Below are 25904 nucleotides of genomic sequence, written 5' to 3' on the forward strand. Positions count from 1 at the left end.
CGGCCCTCGTTCCTGAGGGCCGTAACATGCTAAATATCGTTTTATTTGAACCCGAAATTCCGCCGAACACCGGCAATATCATTCGTTTGTGCGCCAATACGGGCTTTAAACTGCACTTAATCGGTCCGCTCGGTTTCGCCTGGGATGACAAACGGCTACGCCGTGCCGGGCTGGATTATCATGAGTTCACCGCCATTACCCATCATGAGAGCTATGCGGCATTTGCGGCCTCAGAAGCCCCACAGCGCATGTTTGCCCTAACGACCAAGGGAACACCTGCCCACAGCGCTGTCAGCTATCAGGCGGGGGATTACCTGCTGTTTGGACCTGAAACACGTGGCCTGCCCGCGACCATTCTCGATGCACTTCCTGCGCAGCAAAAAATCCGCATCCCAATGATGCCGGATAGCCGCAGCATGAATCTCTCGAACGCAGTGTCGGTGGTGGTTTATGAGGCGTGGCGGCAGCTGGATTACGCAGGGGCACTGCTGAGGAATTAAGCCGGGCGAGGCATGCGAAATGTGATGGCTGTACGTAGGGGTCGGGCATGCCCGACCCGCTGTCAGATCCCGTCGCCGAATTCGAAGCCTGGCACCATGCCATTGAAATGCTGATCCATATCCATCGACGGCTTATCGCTGCCCGGCTTGCCGACAATACGTGCCGGCACGCCAGCGGCAGTGGTATGCGGCGGTACGGGCTGTAACACCACAGAACCCGCCCCAATTTTTGCTCCACGCCCGACTTCAATATTGCCGAGGATCTTGGCACCCGCACCGATCATCACGCCTTCGCGGATCTTAGGATGACGATCACCACTGGTTTTGCCCGTACCGCCCAGGGTGACTGACTGCAGGATCGATACGTCATCTTCAATGACTGCCGTCTCACCGACAACGATCCCGGTGGCGTGGTCGAGCATGATGCCACGGCCAATTTTCGCTGCCGGATGAATATCGACAGCAAAAGAAACAGACACCTCGTTTTGCAGGTAAACCGCCAGTGCACGACGACCTTCGTTCCATAACCAGTGGCCAATACGATAAGCCTGCAACGCATGGAAGCCTTTCAGGTACAAAAGCGGCGTCGAGTACTTGTCGATCGCCGGGTCGCGCTGACGTACCGCCTGAATGTCACAGGCAGCAGAGATGATCATCGAGGGGTCCTGACGATAGGCATCCTGAATGACTTCACGGATGGCGATCGCTGGCATGATTGGGTTTGCCAGCTTATTGGCCAGCATATAGCTCAGAGCGCTACCCAGATCGTCATGTTTGAGTAGAGTGGCGTGGTAAAAACTGGCCAGCATTGGTTCACAGTCGGCCAGCGCACGCGCTTCCGTTTTAATGTTATCCCAGATCAGTTCAGGCTCTACACACGGCATGGCTCTCTCCCCATTAAAAATGGCGTCCGGTCAGACGCCACAGGCTACAACACGCTCAGTTCAGCTCCCGCTGTTTTCGTCCTTCCTTGTGCGGCCGAGCAGATTTAATGCTGCCTCGCGCGCATCTTTTCCGCAATAGAGCACCTGATAAATTTGCTCGGTGATCGGCATCTCCACGCCATAACGCGCGGCCAACGCCTTCACTTCTTTGGTATTGCGGAAACCTTCCACGACCTGGCCGATAGTTTGCTGTGCACCTTCAACATCAGCACCCTGCCCCAGCATCATGCCAAAACGACGGTTACGCGACTGGTTATCGGTACAAGTCAGCACCAGATCGCCCAGCCCGGCCATGCCCATAAAGGTGGTGGGATCGGCACCCAGTGCAGCACCCAGGCGGCTCATTTCAGCAAGGCCTCGGGTAATCAACGCGGTACGCGCATTGGCACCAAAACCAATACCGTCCGACATGCCAGCACCGATAGCGATGACGTTTTTCACGGCTCCGCCCAGCTGCACGCCGATAAAATCAGGATTATTATATACGCGGAAGCTTTTGCCACAGTGCAATAGCTGCTGCAAATCATCAGCAAACACGACGTCTGTTGCCGCCAGTGCAATCGCCGTAGGCAGACCTGCTGCCAGCTCTTTGGCGAAAGTCGGGCCTGAAATGACAGCCAGTGGAATGGTATCGCCCAGGATCTCACGCGCCACATCTTGCAGCAACCGCCCGGTTTCTTTCTCCAGACCTTTCGTCGCCCAGACCAGGCGAGAATCCGCACGCAGGTGTGGCTTGATCTGCTTGAGCACATCGCCAAACACATGGCTGGGAACCACTACCAACAGATCGCGGCTGGCGGATATTGCTGCGGCAAGGTCGGTTTCGAGGCGAAGGGTATCCGGGAAAGGAACATCAGGAAGGAAAGCGGTATTACAACGGTCAGCCTGCAACTGCGCCTGATGCTGGGGATTATGGCCCCACAACACCACTTCGTGGCCGTTACGGGCCATCGTAATCGCCAAAGCGGTGCCGTACGAGCCGGCACCGATTACGCTCATGGATGCATGAGGGCTATCCATTAAGCATCCTGCTGAGGCGCTGCACCTTCTGACTGCTGCAGGTAGTTCATAAACAGCGCGTCAAAGTTAACCGGAGCAAGATTCAGCTGCGGGAAGGTGCCACGTGATACCAGGCTGGTGATGCACTCACGCGCATACGGGAACAGAATGTTCGGGCAGTATGCACCCAGGCAATGTGCCATCTGGTTTCCTTCGATACCACCGATAGAGAAGATACCTGCCTGCTGTACTTCGCACAGGAACGCGGAATCTTCGCCAACAGTTGCGGTAACCGTCACGCGCAGCACGACTTCATACACATCGTCAGCCAGTTGGCTGGAGGCAGTGTCGAGATCCAGTTTAACTTCCGGTTCCCATTCTTTCTGGAAAACCTGCGGTGCGTTTGGCGCTTCAAAAGAGATATCTTTAGTGTAGATACGTTGGATCTGGAAAGACATCTCGGTGTTGTTCTGTTCTGACATGGTACGTAATCCTATAGGTTAATAATCCGTTACTGTGCTGCAGCAATAGTCAGGCAATATGCGCCATAATGCGCAGCCTTTCCTTATTTTAACAACGGGCTAAGGCCGTCACGACTTTCAAGTGCAAAGAGATCGTCGCAGCCGCCGATGTGCTGTGCACCAATAAAAATCTGTGGAACAGTCGTCCGGCCGCTACGTTTTATCATTTCTTCACGCAGGGAAGCATCCCCATCAATTGGGATTTCCTTAAAAGTCACCCCTTTCTGACTCAGCAGTGCTTTAGCACGATGGCAGAAAGGACAGGTTGCTTTGGTGTAGATCTCAACGTTTGTCATGCCAGAACTCCTGTAGTTTATTTACCGCGAACCAGCGGCAGGTTATCGCCACTCCAGCCGGACACGCCATCTTTCAGCACGTAGACCCGCTCGAAGCCTGCTGCATTCAGCTTGGTGGCTGATTCAGATGCAGAAGTCCCGGTTGCACACACGACGATCACTGGCTGTGCTTTATATTTTTCAAGCTCGCCGAAGCTGCTTTTTTTAATATCTGCAGCCAGTACATTCATCGCGTTAGAAATATGGCCCTTGCGGTAATCATCGCGCCCACGCACGTCCACTACCACGGCTTCTTCTTTGTTAATTAAACGGGTTGCTTCACCACGACTAATCACTTTTACTTTGGAGAACATGCCCTTAACGGTGGTCACGATCACCAGAACCAGCAAAACAACCCACGCCAGACCTAAAATTGTGTGATTGCCTGCGAACTGCATAATATCTTGCATGAGGGGTAACAACTCCCGAAAGGGTTAATAAGCTAAAAATAAGGCTTCTGAGTATACCTGCCAGGAGTGTCATGTACAGTCGAGAAGGCCTTCAGAGTTATGATTTCTGCGCCAGTTTACAAAAAAAAGTTGCCTTAAGTGAAAACGGCTATCCTGTGATGACACTGCGGCGAAGTTAAGCGGTGAAATGTTGCGCAATGGGGATTTCTGTCGCGCTGCGTTATGCGCTCGTTTCAGCCGCTTCTGGGCAATTATTCCCACAGGCAGAAGGTCGGGCCTGTTACTGACAGAAATAGAAAACCACTCAGAGATGGCTGGTAAGCTGCTGTTCATCGTGGAATAATCCACGTATATGAGGTAAAAAGCGACAGTGTTACATCCAAGGACCCCGCGTCATTCATCGGCTGTTGTTCAGCCGTTACGCGCAAGCTTGTCCGCCCTGACCGTCAGTGCGCTTTGCACCGGCGCATTGTTGTTCTCTTTTTCCGCGCTGGCCGCCGAAGATAACAAATCACAACTGCAAACCATTCAACAAGATATTGCCGCTAAAGAGAAAAGCGTGCAGTTGCAGAAACAGCAACGAAATCAGTTGCTCGACCAGCTACAAAGTCAGGAAAAAATTATTGCACAGGCCAGCCGTCAACTGCGTGAAACGCAGGGCAGCCTGACCACGCTCAATAAAGACATCACCAGCCTCACCGCCTCGATTAGCAAACTTCAGCAACAGCAAAAGCAGCAGGAAGAGATCCTTGCGCAACAGCTGGATGCGGCATTTCGTCAGGGGCAGCATAACGGATTACAGCTTGTTCTGAGTGGCGAAGAGAGCCAGCGCAGTGAACGTATGCTGGCCTACTTTGGTTATCTCAACGACGCCCGGCAAAAATCAATCGAAGCGCTGAAGCAGACCCGCAACGACCTGTCGGCGCAAAAAACCAGCCTGATCGATAAACAAGCTCAGCAAAAATCACTGTTAGACCAGCAACAAAGCCAGCAGCAAAAGCTTGAAGGCGCTCGCCAGGCGCGCAAGAAAACCCTGACAACGCTGGAATCTTCGCTGGAGAAAGATCAGGCACAGCTCGTTGAGTTACGGCAGAACGAAAGCCGCCTGCGCGACAAAATCGCCAAAGCCGAGCAGGAAGCCAAAGCCCGGGCAGAGCGTGAAGCCCGTGAGGCAGAAAAAGTTCGTCAGCGAGAAGCACAGGCGAAAAGCAAAGGCAGCACCTACAAACCGACCGACAGTGAACGCTCACTGATGTCGCGCACTGGCGGTCTGGGTCAGCCCGCAGGGCGGGCCGTTTGGCCGGTACGGGGCAATATTGAACACCGGTTTGGCGAACAGCTGCAGGGTGAGTTGCGCTGGAAAGGACTGGTGATTGATGCGCCTGAAGGCACCGAAGTCAAAGCGATTGCCGATGGCCGTGTATTAATGGCTGACTGGCTTCAGGGCTACGGCCTGGTGGTCGTGGTTGAGCACGGTAAAGGCGACATGAGTTTATATGGCTACAATCAGAGTGCGCTGGTCACCGTCGGAACCCAGGTGCGTGCAGGTCAGCCTATCGCGCTGGTCGGCACCAGCGGTGGCCGCGGTACGCCGTCGCTCTATTTTGAAATCCGCCGTCAGGGACGAGCAGTCAATCCACAACCGTGGTTAGGAAGATAGTTTTGTTTCAACCTCGAAAACTCAGCGGCCTGCTGGTCGCACTGCTGTTATCCAGTCCGGTCTACGCCGGTAAGCTTTCGATTGTCATTGATGACTTTGGCTATCGGCCCGCTCAGGAAAATCAGGTATTGCAGATGCCTGCGGCTATTTCAGTCGCCGTGCTGCCTAATGCACCCCATGCACGCGAAATGGCCACCAAAGCCCACCAGCGTGGCCACGAGGTACTGATCCACCTGCCGATGGCTCCCCTCAGTAAACAGCCGCTGGAAAAAGATACGCTGCGTCCGGATATGTCGGCGGAAGAGATCGCACGCATTATCCGTGAAGCCGCTGCGGATGTCCCGTTTGCCGTTGGTCTCAACAACCATATGGGCAGCGCGATGACCTCCAGCCTGCCAGGGATGCAGAAAGTGATGCAGGTGCTCGATCACTATAATTTCTACTTCCTTGACAGCATGACCATCGGTAACAGTCAGTCGACCCGCGCCGCAGCGGGTACCAGCGTGAAAGTGATCAAGCGCCGGGTATTTTTGGACGATACCCAGAATGAAGCTGATATTCGTAAACAGTTTACCCGCGCAGTGCGGCTGGCCCAGCGTGATGGCTCAGCGATTGCGATTGGCCATCCCCATCCGGCAACCGTCAGGGTATTACAGCAGATGCTGCCCACTTTGCCCGCTGATATCACCCTGGTGCGCCCGAGCCAGTTGCTCAACGAACCGCAGCGCGTGAACAATAAGCCATTGCCACCAGACAGCAAATCTCAGCCATCCATGCCACGTAACCCATTCCACCCTGAGGGTATTTGTCGTGTGAAAGTGGTGCCAGTACCGGCAACGCGGGCGCTGGAAGTCGTGAGCGAAAGCATCAGCAACAGTCCGTTATGGCAGGATTTGAAGAATAAACTGTCAGTGAAGTTCAGTAGATAAGTCTGGAGTCACATACAGGGGCAGACCTTCTGTTGAGGTCTGCCCGCACCAAAATAGTTACGACCAGTTCAGGATCACCTTTCCGGAGTGCCCACTACGCATCTCATCAAATCCCTGCTGAAAGTCTTCAACAGGATAGTGGTGGGTGATCACGGGTGTCAGGTCCAGGCCAGACTGTAGCAATGCCGCCATTTTATACCAGGTTTCAAACATCTCCCGCCCATAGATCCCTTTGATAAACAGCCCCTTGAAAATCACCTGATTCCAGTCAATAGACATTGACGACGGCGGAATACCCAACATGGCAATACGCCCACCGTGATTCATCACCTCCAGCATGGAACTGAACGCCGCAGGAACACCGGACATTTCCAGGCCAACATCGAATCCTTCCGTCATCCCCAGATCATTCATCACCTGCGACAGGTTTTCCTCGCTGACATTCACCGCTCGCGTAACTCCCATCTGACGCGCCAGTGCCAGACGGTACTCATTCACATCAGTGATCACCACATAACGCGCCCCAACATGACGGCAGATAGCCGCAGCCATGATGCCAATCGGTCCAGCACCGGTAATCAGCACATCCTCACCAACCAGATCGAATGACAGCGCGGTGTGCACAGCATTGCCAAAGGGGTCAAAAATAGCGGCCATATCATCAGAGATATTATCGGGAATTTTGAACGCATTGACCGCCGGGATCACCAGATACTCGGCAAAACATCCCTGACGGTTAACACCCACGCCTACGGCATTCCGACACAGATGCGTACGTCCACCGCGGCAGTTACGGCAATGCCCGCAGGTGATGTGCCCCTCGCCGGAGACACGATCGCCGATGCTAAAACCTGCGACTTCCTGCCCAATGGCCACCACATCTCCCACGTACTCATGGCCGGTGATCATCGGTACCGGGATGGTTTTTTGCGACCACGCATCCCAGTTGTAAATATGGACATCGGTGCCACAGATCGCCGTTTTGCGGATTTTGATCAGCACATCGTTATGGCCGGGTTCCGGGATTGGCGCATCGTCGATCATCCAGATGCCGGGCCGGGGGTGCAGTTTTGCTAATGCTTTCATGGTGTTTCTCCCTGGGGGATCACACGCAGTTCCTGGCCCACCCGGCGGAAGGCTGCGACCGCACGTTCTAACTGAGCCGGGGTATGAGCCGCAGAGATTTGCGTGCGAATGCGTGCCTGACCTTTAGGCACAACGGGATAACAGAAACCCGTGACATAAATCCCCTCCTGCTGTAATCGGGCGGCAAACGTCTGTGCCAGCCGCGCATCGCCCAGCATCACCGGAATAATCGCGTGGTCGGCCCCGGCCAGCGTAAAACCTGCTGCGCTCAAAGCTGTACGAAAATAGCTGACGTTTTCCCACAACCGCTGACGCAGTCCCTGTCCGTCAGCCAGCATCGTCAGTACCTGCCGGGAAGCCGCCACAATGGACGGTGCCAGTGAGTTTGAAAACAGATAAGGCCGCGAGCGCTGCCGCAGCCATTCAACCACCTCTTTTTTCGCGGCGGTATACCCACCGGAAGCCCCACCCAGTGCTTTGCCTAACGTGCCGGTAATAATATCAACCCGCCCCATCACGCCACAGTGTTCATGACTTCCTCGTCCAAGGTGCCCGACAAATCCGACAGCATGAGAGTCATCAACCATCACCAGCGCCTGATAACGATCTGCCAAATCGCAAATACCTGCCAGGTTTGCGATCACCCCATCCATAGAAAACACACCATCGGTGGCGATCAGAATATGGCGGGCACCTTCAGAACGGGCCTGCTCCAAACAGGCTGCCAGTTCAGTCATATCATTATTGGCATAACGGTAACGCCGGGCTTTACACAGGCGAATACCGTCAATAATCGAGGCATGATTTAACGCATCAGAAATCACCGCATCTTCAGGCCCCAACAGCGTTTCAAACAGACCGCCGTTGGCATCAAAGCAGGAAGAGTAGAGAATGGCATCATCCATCCCGAGAAACTCTGCCAGCGCCCCTTCCAGCTGCCGGTGGCTGTCCTGGGTGCCACAAATAAAGCGCACGGAGGCCATACCGAACCCATGACTGTCCATACCTGCTTTTGCGGCAGCAATCAGAGCGGGATGATTCGCCAGCCCCAGGTAGTTATTGGCGCAAAAGTTCAGCACTTCACTGCCATCAGCCAGCATAATGGCCGCCTGCTGCGCGCTGACGATTTGCCGCTCCCGTTTAAACAGTCCCTCACTTTCAGCGCTGATAAGTTGCTCATTAATCTGCTGATAGAATTTCTGATTCACCTTTATCCTCCCAGTTAGATTTTTTGCGATACAGATAACTGAAAGTGAAGCACATGGCTGTTCATATACGCGGAATAATCTGCTTTTTGCCACATAAATCACGGAAAACACCCCCGACACGCCCTCTCCCCCCCCGCCTCTGGCTGTCGACTTCGCGATGAGATGTTATGATATGGGCCATTAGCGAGTGGAACCCCCTGTTCCACCCCACCATTTAGGGTTAAAGCTCATGATTATCGTCACTGGCGGCGCTGGAATGATTGGCAGCAACATCATCAAGGCACTGAATGATAAGGGTCACACCGATATTCTGGTGGTAGACAATCTGAAAGACGGCACCAAATTCGCCAACCTGGCCGATCTGAACATTGCCGACTATATGGACAAAGAAGACTTCTTGATCTCCATCCTGGCGGATGAAGATTTCGGTGATGTTGAAGCGGTATTCCATGAAGGCGCATGCTCTTCCACAACTGAGTGGGATGGCAAGTACATGATGGATAATAACTATCAATACTCCAAAGAGCTGCTGCACTGGTGTCTGGAACATCAGGTTCCCTTCCTGTACGCCTCTTCTGCTGCCACCTACGGCGGCCGTAATGCCGACTTTATTGAAGAACGCCAGTTCGAAGAGCCACTGAACGTTTACGGCTACTCCAAAATGCTGTTTGACCATTACGTGCGCGAGATCCTGCCTGAAGCACAGTCTCAGGTCTGTGGTTTCCGCTATTTCAACGTCTATGGCCCACGCGAAGGGCATAAAGGCAGCATGGCAAGCGTAGCTTTCCACCTCAACACCCAGTTGAACAACGGTGAAAACCCGAAACTGTTTGAGGGCAGCGACAACTTCAAGCGTGACTTCATTTATGTAGAAGACGTCGCCTCGGTTAACCTGTGGTTCTGGGAAAATGCCGTGTCCGGCATCTTTAACTGCGGTACTGGCCGTGCCGAATCATTCCAGGAAGTCGCTGATGCGGCGCTGAAATATCACAAAGACGGTGAAGTTGAGTACATCCCATTCCCGGAAAAACTAAAAGGTCGCTACCAGGCATTCACCCTGGCAGACCAGACCAAACTGCGTGCCGCCGGGTATGACAAGCCTTTCAAAACGGTGGCTGAAGGTGTGGCAGAGTATATGGCCTGGCTGAACCGTAAAGCGTAAGAGGCACTGTTCGGGAATGAAAATTCTGGTTATCGGCCCATCGTGGGTCGGCGATATGATGATGTCGCAAAGTCTCTATCGCAGCCTCAAAGCCGAGCACCCCGATGCCGTCATTGATGTGATGGCACCTGCATGGTGCCGTCCGTTATTGTCACGGATGCCGGAAGTGAATGAGGCGCTGGCGATGCCACTGGGCCACGGTGCTCTGGAGATAGCCGAACGCCGCCGCCTGGGAAAAATGCTGAAGGCAAGCGGCTATGACCGCGCCTTTGTGCTGCCTAACTCGTTTAAATCCGCTCTCGTTCCGTTTTTTGCCGCTATCCCACGCCGCACAGGCTGGCGCGGTGAGATGCGTTACGGGTTGCTGAACGATCTGCGTCGACTGGATAAAACCGCATTCCCACTGATGGTCCAGCGCTATGTGGCGCTGGCGTACGATAAAGCACGTATCCACCACGCCGACGATCTGCCACAGCCACTGTTATGGCCGCAGTTAGCGGTGCAGGAAGCGGAAAAACAGGCGACCGTCAGCGCCTTTGGTCTTGCTTCCGGGCGCCCAATGATTGGGTTCTGCCCTGGCGCGGAATTTGGCCCTGCTAAGCGCTGGCCACATTACCACTATGCTACCCTGGCACAACGCCTGATCGACAAGGGCTACCAGGTGGTCCTGTTTGGTTCCGCCAAAGACAATGAAACCGGGCAGCAGATTCTGGCGGCTCTGGCAGAAGATGCACGCCAGCACTGCCGTAACCTGGCCGGAGAAACCCAGCTGGAACAAGCCGTCATTTTGCTGGCGGCCTGTGATGCCGTGGTCAGTAACGATTCAGGCCTGATGCATATTGCTGCCGCTCTGGATCGCCCGCTGGTCGCCCTCTACGGGCCAAGCAGCCCGGACTTTACCCCGCCACTGTCCCGCAAAGCCCGCGTGATCCGTTTAATTACGGGTTACCATAAAGTTCGCAAAGGTGATGCCGATGAAGGTTACCACCAAAGCCTGATTGATATTACGCCAGAGCGGGTCATGACTGAGCTGGCAACGCTTTGCCCACGGCATGGAGTCTGAATGCGGGTTTTGATTATTAAAACATCCTCAATGGGGGATGTACTGCACGCATTACCTGCTCTGACTGATGCCATGCGCGCTATCCCTGAGATTCGCTTTGACTGGGTAGTGGAAGAGGGTTTTGCTCAGATCCCTTCCTGGCACCCGGCCGTGGATCGGGTATTACCGGTGGCCATCCGCCGCTGGCGCAAACACTGGTTTGGCAGCCAGGCGCGCGAAGAACGCGTGGTGTTTAAACGTGCACTTCAGTCGCGCGAATACGATGCGATCATTGATGCACAAGGGCTGATTAAGAGCGCAGCGCTGGTAACACGTCTGGCGAAAGGTGTTAAACATGGGCAGGACAGCCGCAGCGCGCGTGAGCCGTTTGCCAGTTGGTGGTATGACAAACGCCATGAAATCAGCAAACAGCAGCACGCCGTTCAGCGCACCCGCGAGCTGTTTGCGAAAAGCCTGGGGTATGCGCTCCCGACAACCATCGGCGATTACGCTATCGCCCAGCACTTTACTCAGGCACTCCCCGCCGATGCGAATCAGTATCTGGTGTTTTTGCACGCCACCACGCGCGACAATAAGCACTGGCCGGAAGCGCACTGGCGCGAACTGATCGAGTTAATGCAGCCTTCAGGTTTAACGATTAAATTACCCTGGGGTGCAGAGCATGAGCATCAGCGCGCGTTGCGGCTGGCAGAGGGCTTCGATTTTGTCGAGGTGCTGCCAAAGCTGACGCTGGAACAGGTCGCCCGCACGCTTGCCGGCGCTCGTGCCGTGGTGTCGGTGGATACCGGGTTAAGTCACTTAACTGCCGCGCTCGACCGTCCGAACATTACTCTTTACGGCCCGACCGATCCGGGGTTGATTGGCGGATATGGGAAGAATCAGGTTGCGCTACGCCCTACAGAATCAAAAGAGATGGCAGCCATCAGTGCGCATGACGTCATGAAAAAAATAGAAATATATTTGGCTAACTAACCTCTCGGATTGATTTCAGTGTAGGAAATGGAATCAATCCGATGGCTATGCTGTTATATTTTTTAATACTCTATCGAATTCATCCTTAAGCATATCAAAAGGTAGTTGACTAATATACTCTTGTTCAATAACCAATTGAAAAGCACTTGGATAATTTGGCGCCCATATTTTATACCCAACCATTCCAGTATCTTTCAACTTTCTTTTATTATAAATAGCCAAAAGTGGTTTATTAAATGCTCTGCACATATGAACAATAGATGTGTCGGGAGAGATGATAACATCGGCTCTTCTGATAATTTCCGCTGCAGTATTAACCGTACTTTCTTTCACATAGATGATATCGTTAATCTCTAGCGAAGAGATTTTTTTATCTATGCCGATAAGAATAACCTGATCATCTGGGTATTGATTTTTTATATGATCAACGAGTTGCTGGACCTGTTCAGAGGATAAATCTTTATCATCCGAACCGGTAAGAGGATTAATGGCGATCAACCGCCGATAGTTCAATGAACATAGCAATGCTTCAACACGGGCAATCGAACCCTGGCTAATGGGAACATAATAGCCATAGTCGTTTCCCGTTACACCAAAAAGTTGCAAAACGCGAGCGTGTCTTTCAGTTACATGCTGATTTTCATCAAAAAATTCTATGGATTGATTATAAACAGGCACATTTTTCTTGTTAAATCCGATGGTATTTTTTGCTGAAATCTTATGAATAAGATTACAGCGTTCATAAGTCACGACATCATCGAAGTCAATAACAACGTCAAAACACTCCTGGGTAAGGTAGTTTAGAGAATGACGACGTTGATAAATAAATATTTTTTCCACATACTCAGAGTCAGCCAGAAGATTGGCACAAAGTGGGCCAGTAAGCAGATACACTTTAATATTTCTATCGAAGAGGCTTTTGATTACACCCGTAGCCACGACCATATCGCCAATCTTATCATCCAGGCGCAGTAACAGGACTTTATCAATATTATTATAGTCTAAATTATTCGCATTTTTTCTTATTTTATAACGCGTTAATAAGAAGTTGAGCTTTATCATCCTAAAGAGTTCATTTTTTTTACGTACTATTTTTTTAGATAAACTCATACTTTTCAGAAAAGACAATCTCCAATCCTCTCTTGTTACCACACCATTTATTAGTGTTAGTTTCCAGCCCATTGTGTGGGCAATAATGTCCTATAATACATAGTAAAATGTGCAAATTGAAGTCAATAAAAGTTAAAAAAATGCTAATACACTTCATTTTTATTACCGCCCCCCTGCAAAAAGGCAGCCACAGGCAGGCAGCTGACAACCTGACCTGAAGCCGTCGATCATCGCTATGTTCGTACAGATATGATTTTTTAAACAACTCTTATGGATACTTGATGGAGGCAATGTAAAATGGGCAGGATGGGACTTATCTTACCCACAGCAACACAGAGTATGGCAGCCTTGTTTTGTACCTCTTTTTGAGGATGCGAGCCTAAACCCACCAAGACGTTTATCACTTCACTTCGAAGTAGCAAAACGTGTGAGGACACTGCAGTACAAATGCGAACTTTTTTTAAACAAATTTATCGTTACACTCATCCACGTAGCTATCGGCATAATGAGAATCTCTGGCCATATGTGAAAATTACACGCGCCAGTGAAGGCCATATCAGCAGTATGACTCTGCGGGGGCATTCCATTCCCGTAGTCAACCTCTCCAAACTTCATAAAAAATATTCTGGAGATCTGCTGGTTGTCGCCTCTGGCCCGTCAGTCAATGACACTGACTTTGGCCCACTACAGCATCTGCCAGCGATGGGTGTGAATGGCTCATGGTTTTTACGTGATAAAGCTGACTTCAAATTCTTCGTGATTGTTGATATGACGTTCATTGACCAGAGACAAAGCATGGTCAAAGAAATGGTTAATGATTCAGAAATACTGTTTTTCACTACAGTAAGTGGCGTTGTAAAAATCATTGATTACTTCGGCCATTCTGCTATTCGTTGTCAGATTGCAATAATTGAAGATGCTTGCTTTAAAAATTTCCAGCCAAAAGTCCTGACACAGGATATCCATCAACACTACCAGCATGAAAAAAGTGTTCATTTTAGTGAGGCAGATAATAAAATTGCTTTTTTTGAGGATATTAGAAAAGGCATTTTTGATGCTGGCACAGTAGTGCATTGGGCATTACAGATAATTCAGTTCATGGGATTTAGCAGGATAATTATTGCAGGTCTGGATATGAATAATTTCCAACAGCCTCGTTTTTATGAAAATGAAAATGATAAATCCCCTAGCGAACTTGATCAGCAGTTTGCGGGTTTGATAGAGCCTGCTTTTAGACATGCCAGTCATGTTTTAAAAGAGCGTTCTGTCGAAGTATTGAACCTCTCATTAAATAGCGCATTAGATAGCAGTATTTTTAAAAAGGTAAGACCTCATGATGTTCAGTAAGCACAATGAATTCAACATGAAATCAATGACATTATTTTATGCAGCATTTCTTTTTTTCCTTCCGCTCGTGGGTGGATTGAGTAAAGTTAACAACACCTTTCACATTGCTTTAATTTTGAGTGTGTTTTTTTTATTTTTAAATAAAAACACTCGCGACGCCATATTTAATAAAACCAAATTCAACACTGGCCTGATATTTATATCTACCCTCTTACTTTACTTTTCCTTAAGTGGACTATGGAGCGAAAACTCTGGCTCTGTTATTTCAGAAATAACCCACAGTGTTTATATCATTTTCTTTATTATTATTTTTTCCATAACCACTTTTCATGACAAAAAAAACGTTATACTCGCTGCGATTTTTTCATCCATCGTTATTTTATGTTTACTGACTTTAATTTATGTCGATAAGCAAACACTTTTGCGGAGTCGTCTGGAAAATGGCTTCTCACTGGCCCCTGAAAACGTCATTGATATGGCTGGTTATTACGGCATCGGCATCTTTTGCGGATTAATTTTACTACGTGAAACCGGTAAAAAATGGCTTTATTTACCCATTGCCCTGCTTTTTGTCGCCATGCTACTAACGCAAAGTCGCGGCCCTTTGTTCTCATTGGTAGTTGCCCTGGCACCGTTAGTGCTGCTACTTAAGCATCTGCAGCGGAAAGACTGGCTGATCATTGGCGCGATTTTAGTGATTCTCGCGTTAGCTATGGTGTTCAGCAATGGCTACGACGTACTGTCAGCGCGAATAGATAAGAGCTACTCACAAAGCTTTACCCGTTTTGGCATCTGGGAAAATGCACTGAGCTATATACAACAAAAACCGTGGTTTGGTTGGGGTTTCAGTCAAGAGTTAGATTTCGTTAATGCCATTGGACAACGAGTACATACTACACACAGTCTCTATTTCGCGACGTTGTTGAAAGGCGGCATCGTTGGAGGACTGCTGCTGCTGGCGGTGATTGTTTATGGCTGCTATATGGGATGGCTGCTGATAAAAGCCAATCAGGCACTTGAAGCATCCATGTTTTTGTTTGGTCTGATGTTTTATGCAACTCAGGGGATGTTTTTGCTCAGTAATCCAAGTGTTCCATGGGTAATGTTCTGGCTACCATTGGCGCTGGTGATGGCACAACCTAAACGCCATTAATTGATATTATCTAGCACACTGGTATCACACCAGTGTGCCTGTTACTGGGTGGTAAGCCGCACAACTTCTTGTTTTACTGTCTCTGCATTTATCTGTTCCAGCGGCTGCCTGCTTCCTGATAGCTTATTCGCGATCTTTAGAACACTGTGGTGCGATTTATCCTGATAAGGGCCAGTGTATTTTGGCTCTGCGTCCGCATACAGACTCACGGTGGGTGTCTGAAGTGCGATGGCGAGATGAAGCGGTCCCGTATCTCCCGTTACTAGCACATCCAGCCCATCAATCACCGTCAGCAATCCTGTCAAAGACGTTTTACCCACTTGGTTTTCTGTGTGAGAAAGCCATTCATCGGCTAACGACTGATTAAATTCATCAACCAGATGCTGATCTTTCGGACCACCAATCAGTACGACCTGATAGCCACCCTCACTGCATAATTGAGCTGCCAGTTCAGCAAATCGCGCTACTGGCCAACAACGCTTTGCTTCCGAAGCTCCCATCTGGAAACCCACACGGATGATGGCATTAGATTGATTCGAGGCGATATAAGAAACAGGAATGTGCATTAAGGGGTTATGAGTGTCACACCCCAAAATACCTAACAGATCAAGCTTACGCTGAATTAAATGCTGACCTTCCGATTTTGAGTAAGCATTTAACCAACTATTCATTAATGGACTGTCAATGCGGTAATTATCACGAATTATGTATTCACTATTAGAAACTACGGCACAGAATATGTCGTAAGGCATATGGGAATGTAAAATTACCGTCAACTGTGGCTTAAATCTGCGTAATGATTTAATCAGCCGATGTGCATTACGAATTTTATTATCCCAATAAAAAACATCGTCAAACCATGGACTTCCTGCCACCAGAGTATAATTTTTCTCACTGGAAACCAAAACAAAAGAAGCCCGCGGATAGCGACGCTTCAACGCATCAATCGCTGGGGTGTTGAACATGAGATCCCCCAACGCTGTCGTTGAGTAGATAGCGATCCGCTGAAACTCTTTCTCAGCATTGAGTGTTTTATTTTTTTTCAGATGGCGCGAAAAAAAAGTGTATAGCGTCAGCGCCCTGCTAATCCACTTTATTTTATTTTTTTTCATGATCCTTGCTCAGTGTGTGCTGATAATACTCGGTCAGAGTCATCCCCTGAGTCCGGGTTTTCAAATATTCAAAAAGCTGCTCCAGGTCGTTATACAGAGCATCAATATCGGCTTCAGTTTTAAACGTGGGACTTCCTCCAGGCATAAACTCGGATGAGTGCAGCATAAATTCAACATAATCACTGCCGCCGGCCAGTGTTTTTTCAGCAACATGAATCATTTGCGCCACGTTACCGCCCATCGGGCGTAGCCAGTGGACGGAAGGGCTGCGCTGTTTTCCACGTAGGCGATCATAACCCTGTTTGGCTGCATTCATGATCGGGGAATGCTTATACTGGATGCTCATTGGCACTTCCAGCAACGACGAATGACCAGGCTTAGAAATATCCCTTTCATCAACAAAGTAAGCTCGGTCCGGAAAGTGCTGGTAATTAGTCCCGCCATTACCCTGCGGTGAACCCGGCGAAAATTGCCAGTTCACCCGTGGCGTCACTGAGCAATCCACCTGATAGCCTTGCTCAATTAACAGCTGCGCGTAATATTCATTGAATGCCCATCGGCCCGCACGGTGGCTACGCATTTTGACCTGCAAAGTCTCTTCCAGAAGTTGAGTCATGTAGCTGACTTTATCCCGGATGTTATCTGAGGGATACTCAATCAGGTAGGGTTTATGTCGCCAGTCATCGCCCGTCAGATCATACAGCGGGGGACTATTCCATGCATGCAGATGCATGCCAATTTCGCCGCTGTTTCGGGCAATCACATCAAGGGCGAATTCAACATAAGCAGGATCGATCGCCATTTCATAGTTAGTCAACCAAGTGGGCTTGAAAGAATACTTCTCGCAAAGTTGCTGAAATCGTGGCAAAAAGCGCGTATTTTCCGTCACGATGCGGTCATGATTTTGCCAAAGGTTATCGCCTTCAGTATCGATGGTGATGATAAACGCGGGCTGACCCATTTTCCTTCCTGCGGTAAGATTTCTATGCCCCCAATGTTACGTAGCGATGGCCCATTGCGCAAAGTTATTCTCTCAGATGATCAGCTTGCACCTGGCGATGCTAGCCACGTCCCAGTGACTGCTTTAGAATCAGCAACTGGCTTACTCAACAGCGATCACGTATGAAAAACCCGGCCCTGCCGCTTTCCCCTCATCAAGCTGCCCGCATCCTGGTGATCAAGTTTCGTCATCACGGCGATATGCTTTTAACCACTCCGGTTATCCGCTCACTGAAAGCGGCCTGGCCTGATGCCAGCATCGATGTATTATTGTATGAAGAGACACGCGCCATGCTCGCATGTCACCCGGATATTGACAAAATTTACGCCATTGACCGCACGTGGAAAAAACAGGGTGTTCGCTTTCAGCTTCGTCAGGAGTGGAAACTGCTCAGGACACTAAGGAAACGTCGTTATGATATTGTTGTGAATCTTGCCGATCAGTGGCGAAGCGCGATAATAACTCGGCTGACCCGTGCGCCAGTACGACTAGGTTTTGATTTCCCCAAACGTCGTGGTGCTCTCTGGCAGCACTGCCATACGCATTTAGTCTCGACAGACACCCACATTAAATTGCATACCGTTGAACAGAATCTGTCACTGCTTACCCCCCTGCAGTTACCTAACATAGAAAGCACTGTCGGTATGCATTACACAAACAGCGACCGGCAGGCGGTACAACTGCAATTGGCTGACGTGTCGAAGTATATTGTCATCCAACCAACCTCACGCTGGTTTTTCAAATGCTGGAGTGAAACCAAAATGGCGGCCGTCATTCAGTCACTTCAGGATGAGGGACATAACATTGTCCTGACCTCCGGGCCAGACCGCAAAGAACTGGCTATGGTCGACAATATCCTGGGTAACCTCACAACCCGTGACAACGTTTATTCCCTGGCGGGTCAGCTTACGCTGAATGAGCTGGCAGCGCTGATCGATGAAGCCGAACTGTTTATTGGTGTGGACTCGGTACCGATGCATATGGCCGCGGCACTGCAAACCCCTTGCGTGGCGCTGTTTGGCCCGTCAAAACTGATTTTCTGGCGTCCGTGGCAGGTGAACGGGGAAGTGATCTGGGCGGGTGACTTTGCTCCGCTACCGGACCCTGATGCTGTCGACACGAAAACTGCCGAACGCTATCTGGATGCCATTCCGGTTGAAACCGTATTGGCAGCCGCCCGGAGGTTATTAGCATGAAGCCCATTCGACTGGCGATAGTTCGCCAGAAATATCGTCCTGACGGTGGCGCCGAACGTTTTATTTCGCGGGCGCTGGAAGCCCTCGATCAGCAAGCCATGGATCTCAACGTCATTACGCGCCAGTGGCAGGGTGAGCGTCAGGCAAACTGGCATCTCCATCTGTGTGACCCGGTAAAATGGGGGCGCATCAGCCGTGAGCGCGGCTTCGCGGTTGCCGCACGCGCACTCTGGCAGCGGGAAAAATTTGATATTGTGCAGAGCCATGAACGCATCGCCGGCTGCGATATTTATCGCGCTGGCGATGGCGTACACCAGCGCTGGTTGGAGCTACGCTCGCGCCTGCTCCCCAGCTGGCGACAGAAATTGCTGATGAGCAATCGCTATCATCGTTATGTGATGGATGCCGAACGCGCCATGTACCAGGCACCGGAATTGAAGGCGGTGATCTGCAATGCCCACATGGTGAAGCAGGAAATCATCGAACGCTTTGGCGTTGCCAGTGACAAAATTCATGTTATCTATAATGCAATCAATACCACTCAGTTTGTTCCTGTCGATGAGGCAGAGCGTCTGCAACAACGTCAGAAACTGGCTCTGCCGCTGAACGCCAGCATATTAATCTATGTCGGTTCTGGTTTTGAACGCAAAGGACTGGCTGCCGCCATTCAGGCCATTGCCGGTACCAATCGTTATCTGGTGGTGGTGGGTAAAGATAAGGCTGAAAAGCAATACCGTGCCCTGGCCAGCGAGTTGGGTTGTAGCGATCGGGTGATATTCGCCGGCATGCAGGCAGATACGCGCCCCTGGTATCAGGCGGCGGACGGACTGTTACTGCCAACACTGTATGACCCCTTCCCCAACGTGATACTGGAGGCCATGGCCTGCGGCTTACCGGTGATCACCTCCACCACCTGCGGTGGCAGTGAATTTATTCAGGCGGGAGAAAATGGGTATGTCTGTGACGCGCTGGATATTATCGCGTTGCGCGATGCCATCATGGCACTTCCTGAACAGGCCATCGGCAGCGATATGGCAATTCATGCGCGTGAACGCGTGATGGATTCTTCCCCTCAGCGCTTATCACAACAGCTGATCTCTCTCTACCAACAGATTCTGGACTAATCGATGCGTATCTTGATGATTATTGATGGGTTGCCCGGCGGCGGTGCAGAGAAAGTTGTCCTGACACTGTGCGAAGGTATGCAGAAAATGGGGCATCAGGTCAGCCTGTTTTCCCTGCGGGATGTCTGCAATTATGCACTTCCTGCCGATATTGACTATCAGGTTATCGAAAGCCCTAGCCGTGCTCCCTGGCGTAAAATCACCGAACTGAAACGCCGCGCTGTGGCGCTTGACAGGGCTGTTGAGGACAACGAAAAACAGGGCGGACGTTACGATCTCATTTTCTCTCATCTGCATAAAACCGATCGCATTGTCGCTCGCTGCAAGAGGCTGCCTGCTGAGAAATTATGGTTCTGTATTCACGGTATTCTCTCCACGTCCTATCTGGGGCACCGCCGTGGCTTGGGACGCTGGCTGAAAAAACAGAAAATAGGCAAGGTCTATCAGAACGCAAACATCGTTGCTGTTTCACAAGCAGTAGCGGAAGATTTGACGCAAAAACTGGCGATCACACCACGTCGTCTGGCGGTGATTAATAATCCTTTTGATATCAACACCATCCTTGCCCAGGCCGCTGAACCCTTTGTGCCAGCCGGGGAAGCCTATCTGGTTCATGTCGGCCGTTTTCATCCGCATAAACGTCACGACCGATTGCTGGAAGCCTTTGCCGCATCTGGCATAGCGGCAAAATTAGTGCTGGCGGGAACGGGGGATGAGCAACGGATTAACCGCGTTAAACAGCAGGCGCAACAACTTGGCATCGCCGATCGCGTTATTTTCGCCGGCTTCCAGGCTAACCCCTACCCGTTAATCAAACACGCAAAAGTCTTGGTTCTCAGCTCGGACAGTGAAGGCTTTGGCAACGTTCTGGTTGAAGCCTTACTCTGCGGTACACCCGTCGTCAGCACACGTTGTCCCGGCGGCCCCGCCGAAATACTGGAAAGGGCAGGCATGGGGGACATGCTGGCCGAACTCAGTAGTCAATCGCTAGCTGAAAAGATGGCGTTGGTCTGGCAGTCTCCCCCGACGATCGATCACCAGCAGTTAATGAGCTACGATTTGCAGCCCATATGCCAGCAGTATCTTTCGCTTAAGGATTAGTCTGTTGCATTCAATCTGACAAGACTCTGCCAAACATCATCGACAGTGACATCGACACAATCTCCGGACGGCGTCTGTAAGATTTGGTACTGACCAGACCAGGGATGCCAGGACTTTTGGTCAGTGTCACCAAACAGGACTACCTGTTTTTTATTCATCGCCGCGGCAAGATGCATCTGCCCGCCATCACTGCATAATACCAGTTCGCATCTTTCGTAAGCCGCAACCAACTCGCGAACAGAGGCGGTGGGATAGAGTGATACACGCGGGCTTTGACACGCGGCAAGCACCTGCTCGGCGCGATGCTGATCGCCAACATCATCCGGTGCCAACGTGCCCTGTGGAGACCAGAAGATCATTACGCTGCCACTGTTTTCCTGCAAATAACGCTGGATCGTCTCCACATAGCGCTCCAGCGGCCAGCGGCGTTTTTCACTGCGGCTACTGATATGCACGGCCAAACCAATATTTTTTCCCGGCTGTAACTGTTCGATACGTCGCCCGGCCTGCTGGCGTTCCTGTGCAGTCAACCAGATACTTACGGGTGGAATAGCCAACTTTTGTTGCGTTATTGCAGACAGATAACTGAATGTTCGCTCAACCTGATGTTCACCCAAGAAATCAGAGCGTTCAAACGGTACGCTGATACTTTTATCGCCAGTTTTGGCACCGATAATATGCTTCGCTCCGGCCATTTTCGCCAGACGCAGACTGTATTTACAGGGCACAGGATTAGCAAGGATAGTCACGTCAAAATGAATGCGGCGTAGCTGGATGAACATCTTAAAACGATCAAAATAAACACTTAACTTGGCGCGATTACCGGAGGCATGCTTGGCCTTACGGTAGACAAAAGTACGTGTAATATGCGGATTGTTTTTGACCACATCATGGCTGACAGTGTTGATTAGCAAATAAACATTCGCATCAGGATATGCCGTTTTAACCCCTTCAATCAAAGGGGTGGTACAAACCAGATCGCCAATATTGTCACGGCGTATAATTAAAATATTCTTCATTACCAACCTGCTAACAAACTGTGTGCATAAGTCTATGGAGTTCTGTCCTGCAGGACGTCACTCGCCTGAAACCCTTCCTCTTCCGTTAGAAACGATCTCCTCCCACATCCTTACCTGTGGGGTCGGCTACCTTTTGCCGGTGAAACCACGACTCCCTGACCTGCTCTGACAACATTACGTGATGAATTGCACACTTAAAGCTAAAAAAAATCCACTAAATCATTTAGCATTTACTAACTAATTGAAATTTCAGCGGAATGAGGTTTTTATAATGAAAGGACTCTGCTTATGCCTACCGCTCCATTGCTGAGCGTTGTTATTCCCCTCTACAATGCGGGGCCGTTATTTGATCCCTTTATGACCTCATTGCTCGGGCAAACATTGCAGGATCTGGAAATTATTTTGGTGAATGATGGCTCGACCGATGGTTCAGGAGCTCGCGCACAGGCTTATGCCATGCAAGCAGAGAATATCTACGTCATACATCAAGCTAATGGCGGCGTTTCACGAGCTCGCAACGCCGGGTTGCAAATAGCGAAGGGAAAATATGTCACCTTTCCCGACGCTGACGATATTCTTGACCCTGAACTTTACAGCACCCTGATGAGGCTGGCACTCTCTGACGATCTTGATGCCGTGCAGTGCAATGCCTGTCGTGTCAGCTCGCCTACCGATACAGGCCGGGTCGTTATCCCACTGAACCGGCTGCGCTCAACCCATGTCATGGATGGTGGCGAGTGGCTAAACCGGGCTTTAAAAACCCGCCGCTATCTTCACGTGGTATGGCTAGGGATATACCGATCATCATTAATCAGGCAAATCGGATTGCAGTTTGTCCCCGGACTGCATCACCAGGATATTCCCTGGACGACTGAATTTATGTTGAACGCAAGCCGCGTGCGCTATACCGAGAAGACACTGTACCGATATCTGATTCATCAGCAATCGGTCAGCAACCGCCGACGTACTGGCAGAGCCGGTGTCATATACCAACGCCATTATTTGAAAATTTGCCATCTGCTGGAAAAAATTAATCAGCGCTATCAGGACAAAGTCAAAATTTATCGGCCTCTACATTGGCAGATAACCCGGGAAGCGCTAAGTGTTTGTCATGCCATCCGGCGTGAACCAAACCAGGCCGCAAAACAGGCAATGATTGCCGACATCTGGCGTACACAGACTCATCTCCGCATGCTACGCAATGCACGCGGTATTAAGCAGTGGTACCAACTGCTCCTGTGGCTGACTCGCCTGCTGCTATGGCGCAAAAACCTCCGTAAAAGTTAAGCCTGCTAACGACAGCAGGCTCCCTACAATGAAGTAGTGTGAGCAGGCCTCACTTATCTGCTAACATGCCGCATTGTTTCTCTTTTTTCGGCTATCCCTGGGCATATGTCTCTGTTCAACTGAAAACAATGTGATGATTACCATTTATACCGCCTTGCTGTATCTCATTCAGCCTCTCATCTGGCTGCGCCTCTGGCTACGTGGTCGAAAGGCTCCTGCCTACCGTAAACGCTGGGCTGAACGTTATGGATTTTGCACGGGGAAAGTGAAGCCAGAGGGTATTCTGCTGCACTCCGTATCGGTCGGTGAGACACTGGCGGCGATCCCTCTGGTTCGTGCGTTGCGCCATCGCTACCCCGACCTGCCGATTGTCGTCACCACCATGACCCCGACGGGATCGGAGCGCGCCAGTTCGGCATTTGGCAAAGATGTTCATCACGTTTACCTGCCCTACGACCTACCCGGCGCAATGAATCGCTTCTTCGATACCGTTCGTCCGCGACTGGTGATCATTATGGAAACCGAACTATGGCCCAATATGATCACTCAACTGCATGCCCGTAAAATCCCTCTGGTCATCGCCAATGCGCGCCTGTCTGAACGTTCAGCAAAGGGTTATGCAAAGATCGGCAAATTCATGAAACGCCTGCTGCAACGCATCACACTGATTGCCGCGCAGAATCAGGAAGATGGCGAGCGTTTTATCGGTCTGGGCGTCAAGCGCTCACAGCTTTCAGTTACCGGTAGCCTGAAATTTGATATTTCTGTCACACCTGAGTTGGCGGCACGTGCTATCACCTTGCGCCGTCAGTGGGCACCCCGTCGTCCGGTCTGGATTGCGACCAGTACCCATGAAGGCGAAGAGAGCATCATTCTGGAAGCACACCGTAAGCTACTGGAACGTTTCCCCAGCCTGCTGCTGATTTTGGTGCCACGCCATCCGGAACGTTTCGATACCGCACGCGCACTGACCCAAAAAGCCGGGTTCAGCTATACCTTACGCAGCAGCGGTGAAATCCCCTCTGGCAGTACTCAGGTCGTCATTGGCGATACGATGGGCGAACTGATGCTGTTGTACGGTATTGCCGACCTCGCCTTTGTCGGTGGCAGTCTGGTTGAGCGTGGTGGCCACAATCCGCTGGAACCGGCTGCGCATGCCATTCCGGTGTTGATGGGGCCACATATCTTTAACTTTAAAGATATCTGTGCACGCCTGCAGCAGGCCGATGGCATGATCACCGTGACCGATGCCGACTCGCTGGATAAAGAGATTGGTACCCTGCTGACGGATGAAGATTACCGCCTTTACTACGGCCGTCATGCCGTTGATGTGCTCCACCAGAATCAGGGTGCATTACAACGTCTGCTACATTTACTTGAACCTCATCTGCCACAGCGGAATCATTAAATGCGTTCACGCCAGACACTGTCGGTAGTGATTATTGCCAAAGATGCGGCAGACCTGCTGCCAGAATGTCTTGAGTCAATCAGTTGGGCAGATGAGATCATCCTGCTCGACTCAGGTAGCAGCGATGGTACCCCGGACATTGCGAGCCGCCATGGCGCAAAGGTCTTTCACTCTGAGGAGTGGCATGGATATGGTAAACAGCGCCAGCTGGCACAGAGCTATGCCAGCCATCCGATGATTTTGATGATCGACAGCGATGAGCGCGTCACTCCTGAACTAAAACAAACCATTGAAAAGATGCTGGAGCAGCCGCCATCTTCCACAGTGTACAGCATTGCACGGCGCAACCTGTTCCTGGGGCGTTTTATGCGTCACAGTGGTTGGTATCCTGACCGAGTCACCCGCCTGTACCCCCGTCAATATCAATACAACGATAACCAGGTACATGAATCGCTGGAAACGGCGCAAACGAAAGCCACACCGTTACGCGGCGATCTGCTGCATCTGACCTGTCGGGACTTCTCTGCATTCCAGTGGAAACAATTCGCCTATGCGGAAGCCTGGGCGAAACAACGCCATCAGCAAGGCAAACGCTGCGGTATCGCGGCTATTTTTGGCCATACCATCGGCGCTTTTCTGAAGACACTGGTACTGCGTGCGGGTTTTCTTGATGGTAAACAGGGCTGGCTGCTGGCCGTGGTCAATGCACAATATACTTTCAATAAATACACGGCCCTCTGGGCTCTTAATCACGCATCCAGGAACGGCAGACTATGAGCACCAAAGCCATCTACCCCGGTACCTTTGATCCAATGACCAACGGGCACCTCGATATCGTGACCCGCGCCGCGCTGATGTTTGATCACATCATACTGGCGGTGGCGGCAAGCCCGAGTAAGAAGCCTATGTTCTCACTGGAGGAACGCGTCGCGCTGGCAAGCGAAGTGGTGGCACATCTGCCGAATGTTGAAGTGGTGGGATTCAGTGACTTGATGGCTAACTTTGCCAAAGCGCAGCAGGCCAATGTGCTGGTACGTGGCCTGCGGGCGGTGTCTGATTTTGAATACGAACTGCAACTGGCGCATATGAACCGTCACCTGATGCCCACGCTGGAAAGCGTATTTTTGATGCCTTCCGAAGCCTGGTCCTTTATCTCTTCATCCCTGATGAAAGAGGTGGCGCGCCACGGAGGGGAAGTCCAGGCGTTCCTGCCTGCCCCGGTGTATGAGGCACTGAAAGCGAAACTCTGATCAAGAGC

At 50.8% G+C, this 25904-nt stretch carries 26 protein-coding genes; 15 read left to right on the forward strand and 11 right to left on the reverse strand.

The features are described 5' to 3' along the window. Nucleotides 1-26 precede the first annotated feature (26 nt). Entirely contained in the window at nt 27-500 is a 474-nt protein-coding gene (gene trmL / locus WH277_RS07510; RefSeq protein WP_133846422.1) for a tRNA (uridine(34)/cytosine(34)/5-carboxymethylaminomethyluridine(34)-2'-O)-methyltransferase TrmL, read from the forward strand. A 62-nt stretch (nt 501-562) separates the two neighbouring features. On the opposite strand, the gene cysE is transcribed toward trmL, so the two are convergent. The 5 genes from cysE to WH277_RS07535 form a co-directional block, all read right to left on the reverse strand. Beyond that, nucleotides 563-1384, reverse strand: a complete 822-nt coding sequence (gene cysE / locus WH277_RS07515) for a serine O-acetyltransferase (RefSeq protein WP_133846423.1) — start codon at nt 1382-1384, stop codon at nt 563-565. 60 nt (nt 1385-1444) lie between these two features. Then, nucleotides 1445-2464, reverse strand: coding sequence for an NAD(P)H-dependent glycerol-3-phosphate dehydrogenase (gene gpsA, locus WH277_RS07520; RefSeq protein ID WP_133846424.1), 1020 nt, complete (start codon nt 2462-2464; stop codon nt 1445-1447). Then, nucleotides 2464-2925, reverse strand: a complete 462-nt coding sequence (secB, locus tag WH277_RS07525; RefSeq protein WP_133846425.1) for a protein-export chaperone SecB — start codon at nt 2923-2925, stop codon at nt 2464-2466. Before secB ends, gpsA begins: the two co-directional genes overlap by 1 nt. Before the next feature lie 83 nt (nt 2926-3008). Beyond that, on the reverse strand, nt 3009-3260 hold the full coding sequence (gene grxC, locus WH277_RS07530) for a glutaredoxin 3 (protein WP_133846426.1): 252 nt from the start codon (nt 3258-3260) through the stop codon (nt 3009-3011). Between the two features lie 17 nt (nt 3261-3277). Further along, a complete protein-coding gene (locus tag WH277_RS07535) occupies nt 3278-3709 on the reverse strand; it encodes a rhodanese-like domain-containing protein (RefSeq protein ID WP_133846427.1) in 432 nt (143 codons plus the stop codon). A 370-nt stretch (nt 3710-4079) separates the two neighbouring features. Between WH277_RS07535 and envC the strand changes: the two genes are divergently transcribed. Together envC and WH277_RS07545 are read left to right on the forward strand one after the other, a co-directional pair. Next, nucleotides 4080-5369, forward strand: coding sequence for a murein hydrolase activator EnvC (gene envC, locus WH277_RS07540; protein WP_339505149.1), 1290 nt, complete (start codon nt 4080-4082; stop codon nt 5367-5369). 2 nt (nt 5370-5371) lie between these two features. Further along, the gene (locus tag WH277_RS07545; protein ID WP_339505150.1) at nt 5372-6298 is read left to right on the forward strand and encodes a divergent polysaccharide deacetylase family protein; all 927 of its coding nucleotides are present in this window, start codon (nt 5372-5374) and stop codon (nt 6296-6298) included. 57 nt (nt 6299-6355) lie between these two features. Here the strand turns inward: WH277_RS07545 and tdh are convergent, their stop codons facing one another. Further along, nucleotides 6356-7384 carry an L-threonine 3-dehydrogenase gene (gene tdh / locus WH277_RS07550; protein WP_167864807.1) on the reverse strand — a complete coding sequence of 343 codons (1029 nt, stop codon included), beginning with the start codon at nt 7382-7384 and terminating at the stop codon, nt 6356-6358. Further along, nucleotides 7381-8592 (reverse strand): glycine C-acetyltransferase, encoded by a 1212-nt coding sequence (locus WH277_RS07555; RefSeq protein ID WP_159338318.1) that lies wholly within the window; start codon nt 8590-8592, stop codon nt 7381-7383. The genes tdh and WH277_RS07555 overlap by 4 nt, the downstream gene beginning before the upstream one ends. Nucleotides 8593-8821: 229 nt before the next feature. Between WH277_RS07555 and rfaD the strand changes: the two genes are divergently transcribed. The 3 genes from rfaD to rfaC are packed head-to-tail and all read left to right on the forward strand — an operon-like array spanning nt 8822 to nt 11789. After that, nucleotides 8822-9754, forward strand: a complete 933-nt coding sequence (rfaD, locus tag WH277_RS07560; protein ID WP_133846432.1) for an ADP-glyceromanno-heptose 6-epimerase — start codon at nt 8822-8824, stop codon at nt 9752-9754. 16 nt (nt 9755-9770) lie between these two features. Next, a complete protein-coding gene (rfaF, locus tag WH277_RS07565; RefSeq protein WP_171149618.1) occupies nt 9771-10817 on the forward strand; it encodes an ADP-heptose--LPS heptosyltransferase RfaF in 1047 nt (348 codons plus the stop codon). Then, on the forward strand, nt 10818-11789 hold the full coding sequence (gene rfaC / locus WH277_RS07570; RefSeq protein WP_133846434.1) for a lipopolysaccharide heptosyltransferase RfaC: 972 nt from the start codon (nt 10818-10820) through the stop codon (nt 11787-11789). Between the two features lie 45 nt (nt 11790-11834). On the opposite strand, the gene WH277_RS07575 is transcribed toward rfaC, so the two are convergent. Beyond that, nucleotides 11835-12917, reverse strand: coding sequence for a glycosyltransferase family 9 protein (locus WH277_RS07575; protein WP_159338316.1), 1083 nt, complete (start codon nt 12915-12917; stop codon nt 11835-11837). 507 nt (nt 12918-13424) lie between these two features. Between WH277_RS07575 and WH277_RS07580 the strand changes: the two genes are divergently transcribed. Both WH277_RS07580 and WH277_RS07585 read left to right on the forward strand, forming a co-directional pair. After that, complete coding sequence (locus WH277_RS07580) at nt 13425-14246, forward strand: sugar glycosyltransferase (protein WP_339505154.1); 822 nt, start codon at nt 13425-13427, stop codon at nt 14244-14246. Nucleotides 14247-14262: 16 nt separating this feature from the next. After that, a complete protein-coding gene (locus tag WH277_RS07585) occupies nt 14263-15399 on the forward strand; it encodes an O-antigen ligase family protein (protein WP_339505156.1) in 1137 nt (378 codons plus the stop codon). 41 nt (nt 15400-15440) lie between these two features. Here the strand turns inward: WH277_RS07585 and WH277_RS07590 are convergent, their stop codons facing one another. Further along, complete coding sequence (locus WH277_RS07590; RefSeq protein ID WP_339505158.1) at nt 15441-16511, reverse strand: glycosyltransferase family 9 protein; 1071 nt, start codon at nt 16509-16511, stop codon at nt 15441-15443. After that, on the reverse strand, nt 16498-17472 hold the full coding sequence (locus tag WH277_RS07595; protein WP_133846439.1) for a deacetylase: 975 nt from the start codon (nt 17470-17472) through the stop codon (nt 16498-16500). Before WH277_RS07595 ends, WH277_RS07590 begins: the two co-directional genes overlap by 14 nt. Before the next feature lie 161 nt (nt 17473-17633). On the opposite strand from WH277_RS07595, the gene rfaQ reads away from it, so the two are divergent. The 3 genes from rfaQ to WH277_RS07610 are packed head-to-tail and all read left to right on the forward strand — an operon-like array spanning nt 17634 to nt 20932. Next, entirely contained in the window at nt 17634-18707 is a 1074-nt protein-coding gene (rfaQ, locus tag WH277_RS07600) for a putative lipopolysaccharide heptosyltransferase III (RefSeq protein ID WP_339505161.1), read from the forward strand. Further along, on the forward strand, nt 18704-19831 hold the full coding sequence (locus tag WH277_RS07605; RefSeq protein ID WP_133846441.1) for a glycosyltransferase family 4 protein: 1128 nt from the start codon (nt 18704-18706) through the stop codon (nt 19829-19831). Before rfaQ ends, WH277_RS07605 begins: the two co-directional genes overlap by 4 nt. Before the next feature lie 3 nt (nt 19832-19834). Then, nucleotides 19835-20932, forward strand: coding sequence for a glycosyltransferase (locus tag WH277_RS07610; protein WP_133846442.1), 1098 nt, complete (start codon nt 19835-19837; stop codon nt 20930-20932). On the opposite strand, the gene WH277_RS07615 is transcribed toward WH277_RS07610, so the two are convergent. Continuing rightward, nucleotides 20929-21951 (reverse strand): glycosyltransferase family 9 protein, encoded by a 1023-nt coding sequence (locus WH277_RS07615; RefSeq protein ID WP_339505189.1) that lies wholly within the window; start codon nt 21949-21951, stop codon nt 20929-20931. The genes WH277_RS07610 and WH277_RS07615 overlap by 4 nt on opposite strands. Nucleotides 21952-22239: 288 nt before the next feature. Between WH277_RS07615 and WH277_RS07620 the strand changes: the two genes are divergently transcribed. The 4 genes from WH277_RS07620 (at nt 22240) to coaD (ending at nt 25896) form a co-directional block, all read left to right on the forward strand. Next, nucleotides 22240-23238, forward strand: a complete 999-nt coding sequence (locus WH277_RS07620; RefSeq protein ID WP_159338308.1) for a glycosyltransferase — start codon at nt 22240-22242, stop codon at nt 23236-23238. 133 nt (nt 23239-23371) lie between these two features. Beyond that, complete coding sequence (gene waaA, locus WH277_RS07625; protein ID WP_133846492.1) at nt 23372-24646, forward strand: lipid IV(A) 3-deoxy-D-manno-octulosonic acid transferase; 1275 nt, start codon at nt 23372-23374, stop codon at nt 24644-24646. Next, complete coding sequence (locus WH277_RS07630) at nt 24647-25423, forward strand: glycosyltransferase family 2 protein (RefSeq protein WP_339505164.1); 777 nt, start codon at nt 24647-24649, stop codon at nt 25421-25423. Beyond that, complete coding sequence (gene coaD / locus WH277_RS07635) at nt 25420-25896, forward strand: pantetheine-phosphate adenylyltransferase (RefSeq protein WP_133846445.1); 477 nt, start codon at nt 25420-25422, stop codon at nt 25894-25896. The genes WH277_RS07630 and coaD overlap by 4 nt, the downstream gene beginning before the upstream one ends. Nucleotides 25897-25904: the final 8 nt, after the last annotated feature.

Source organism: Erwinia sp. MYb416 (assembly GCF_037479575.1).
Classification (GTDB): Bacteria; Pseudomonadota; Gammaproteobacteria; order Enterobacterales; family Enterobacteriaceae; genus Erwinia; species Erwinia rhapontici.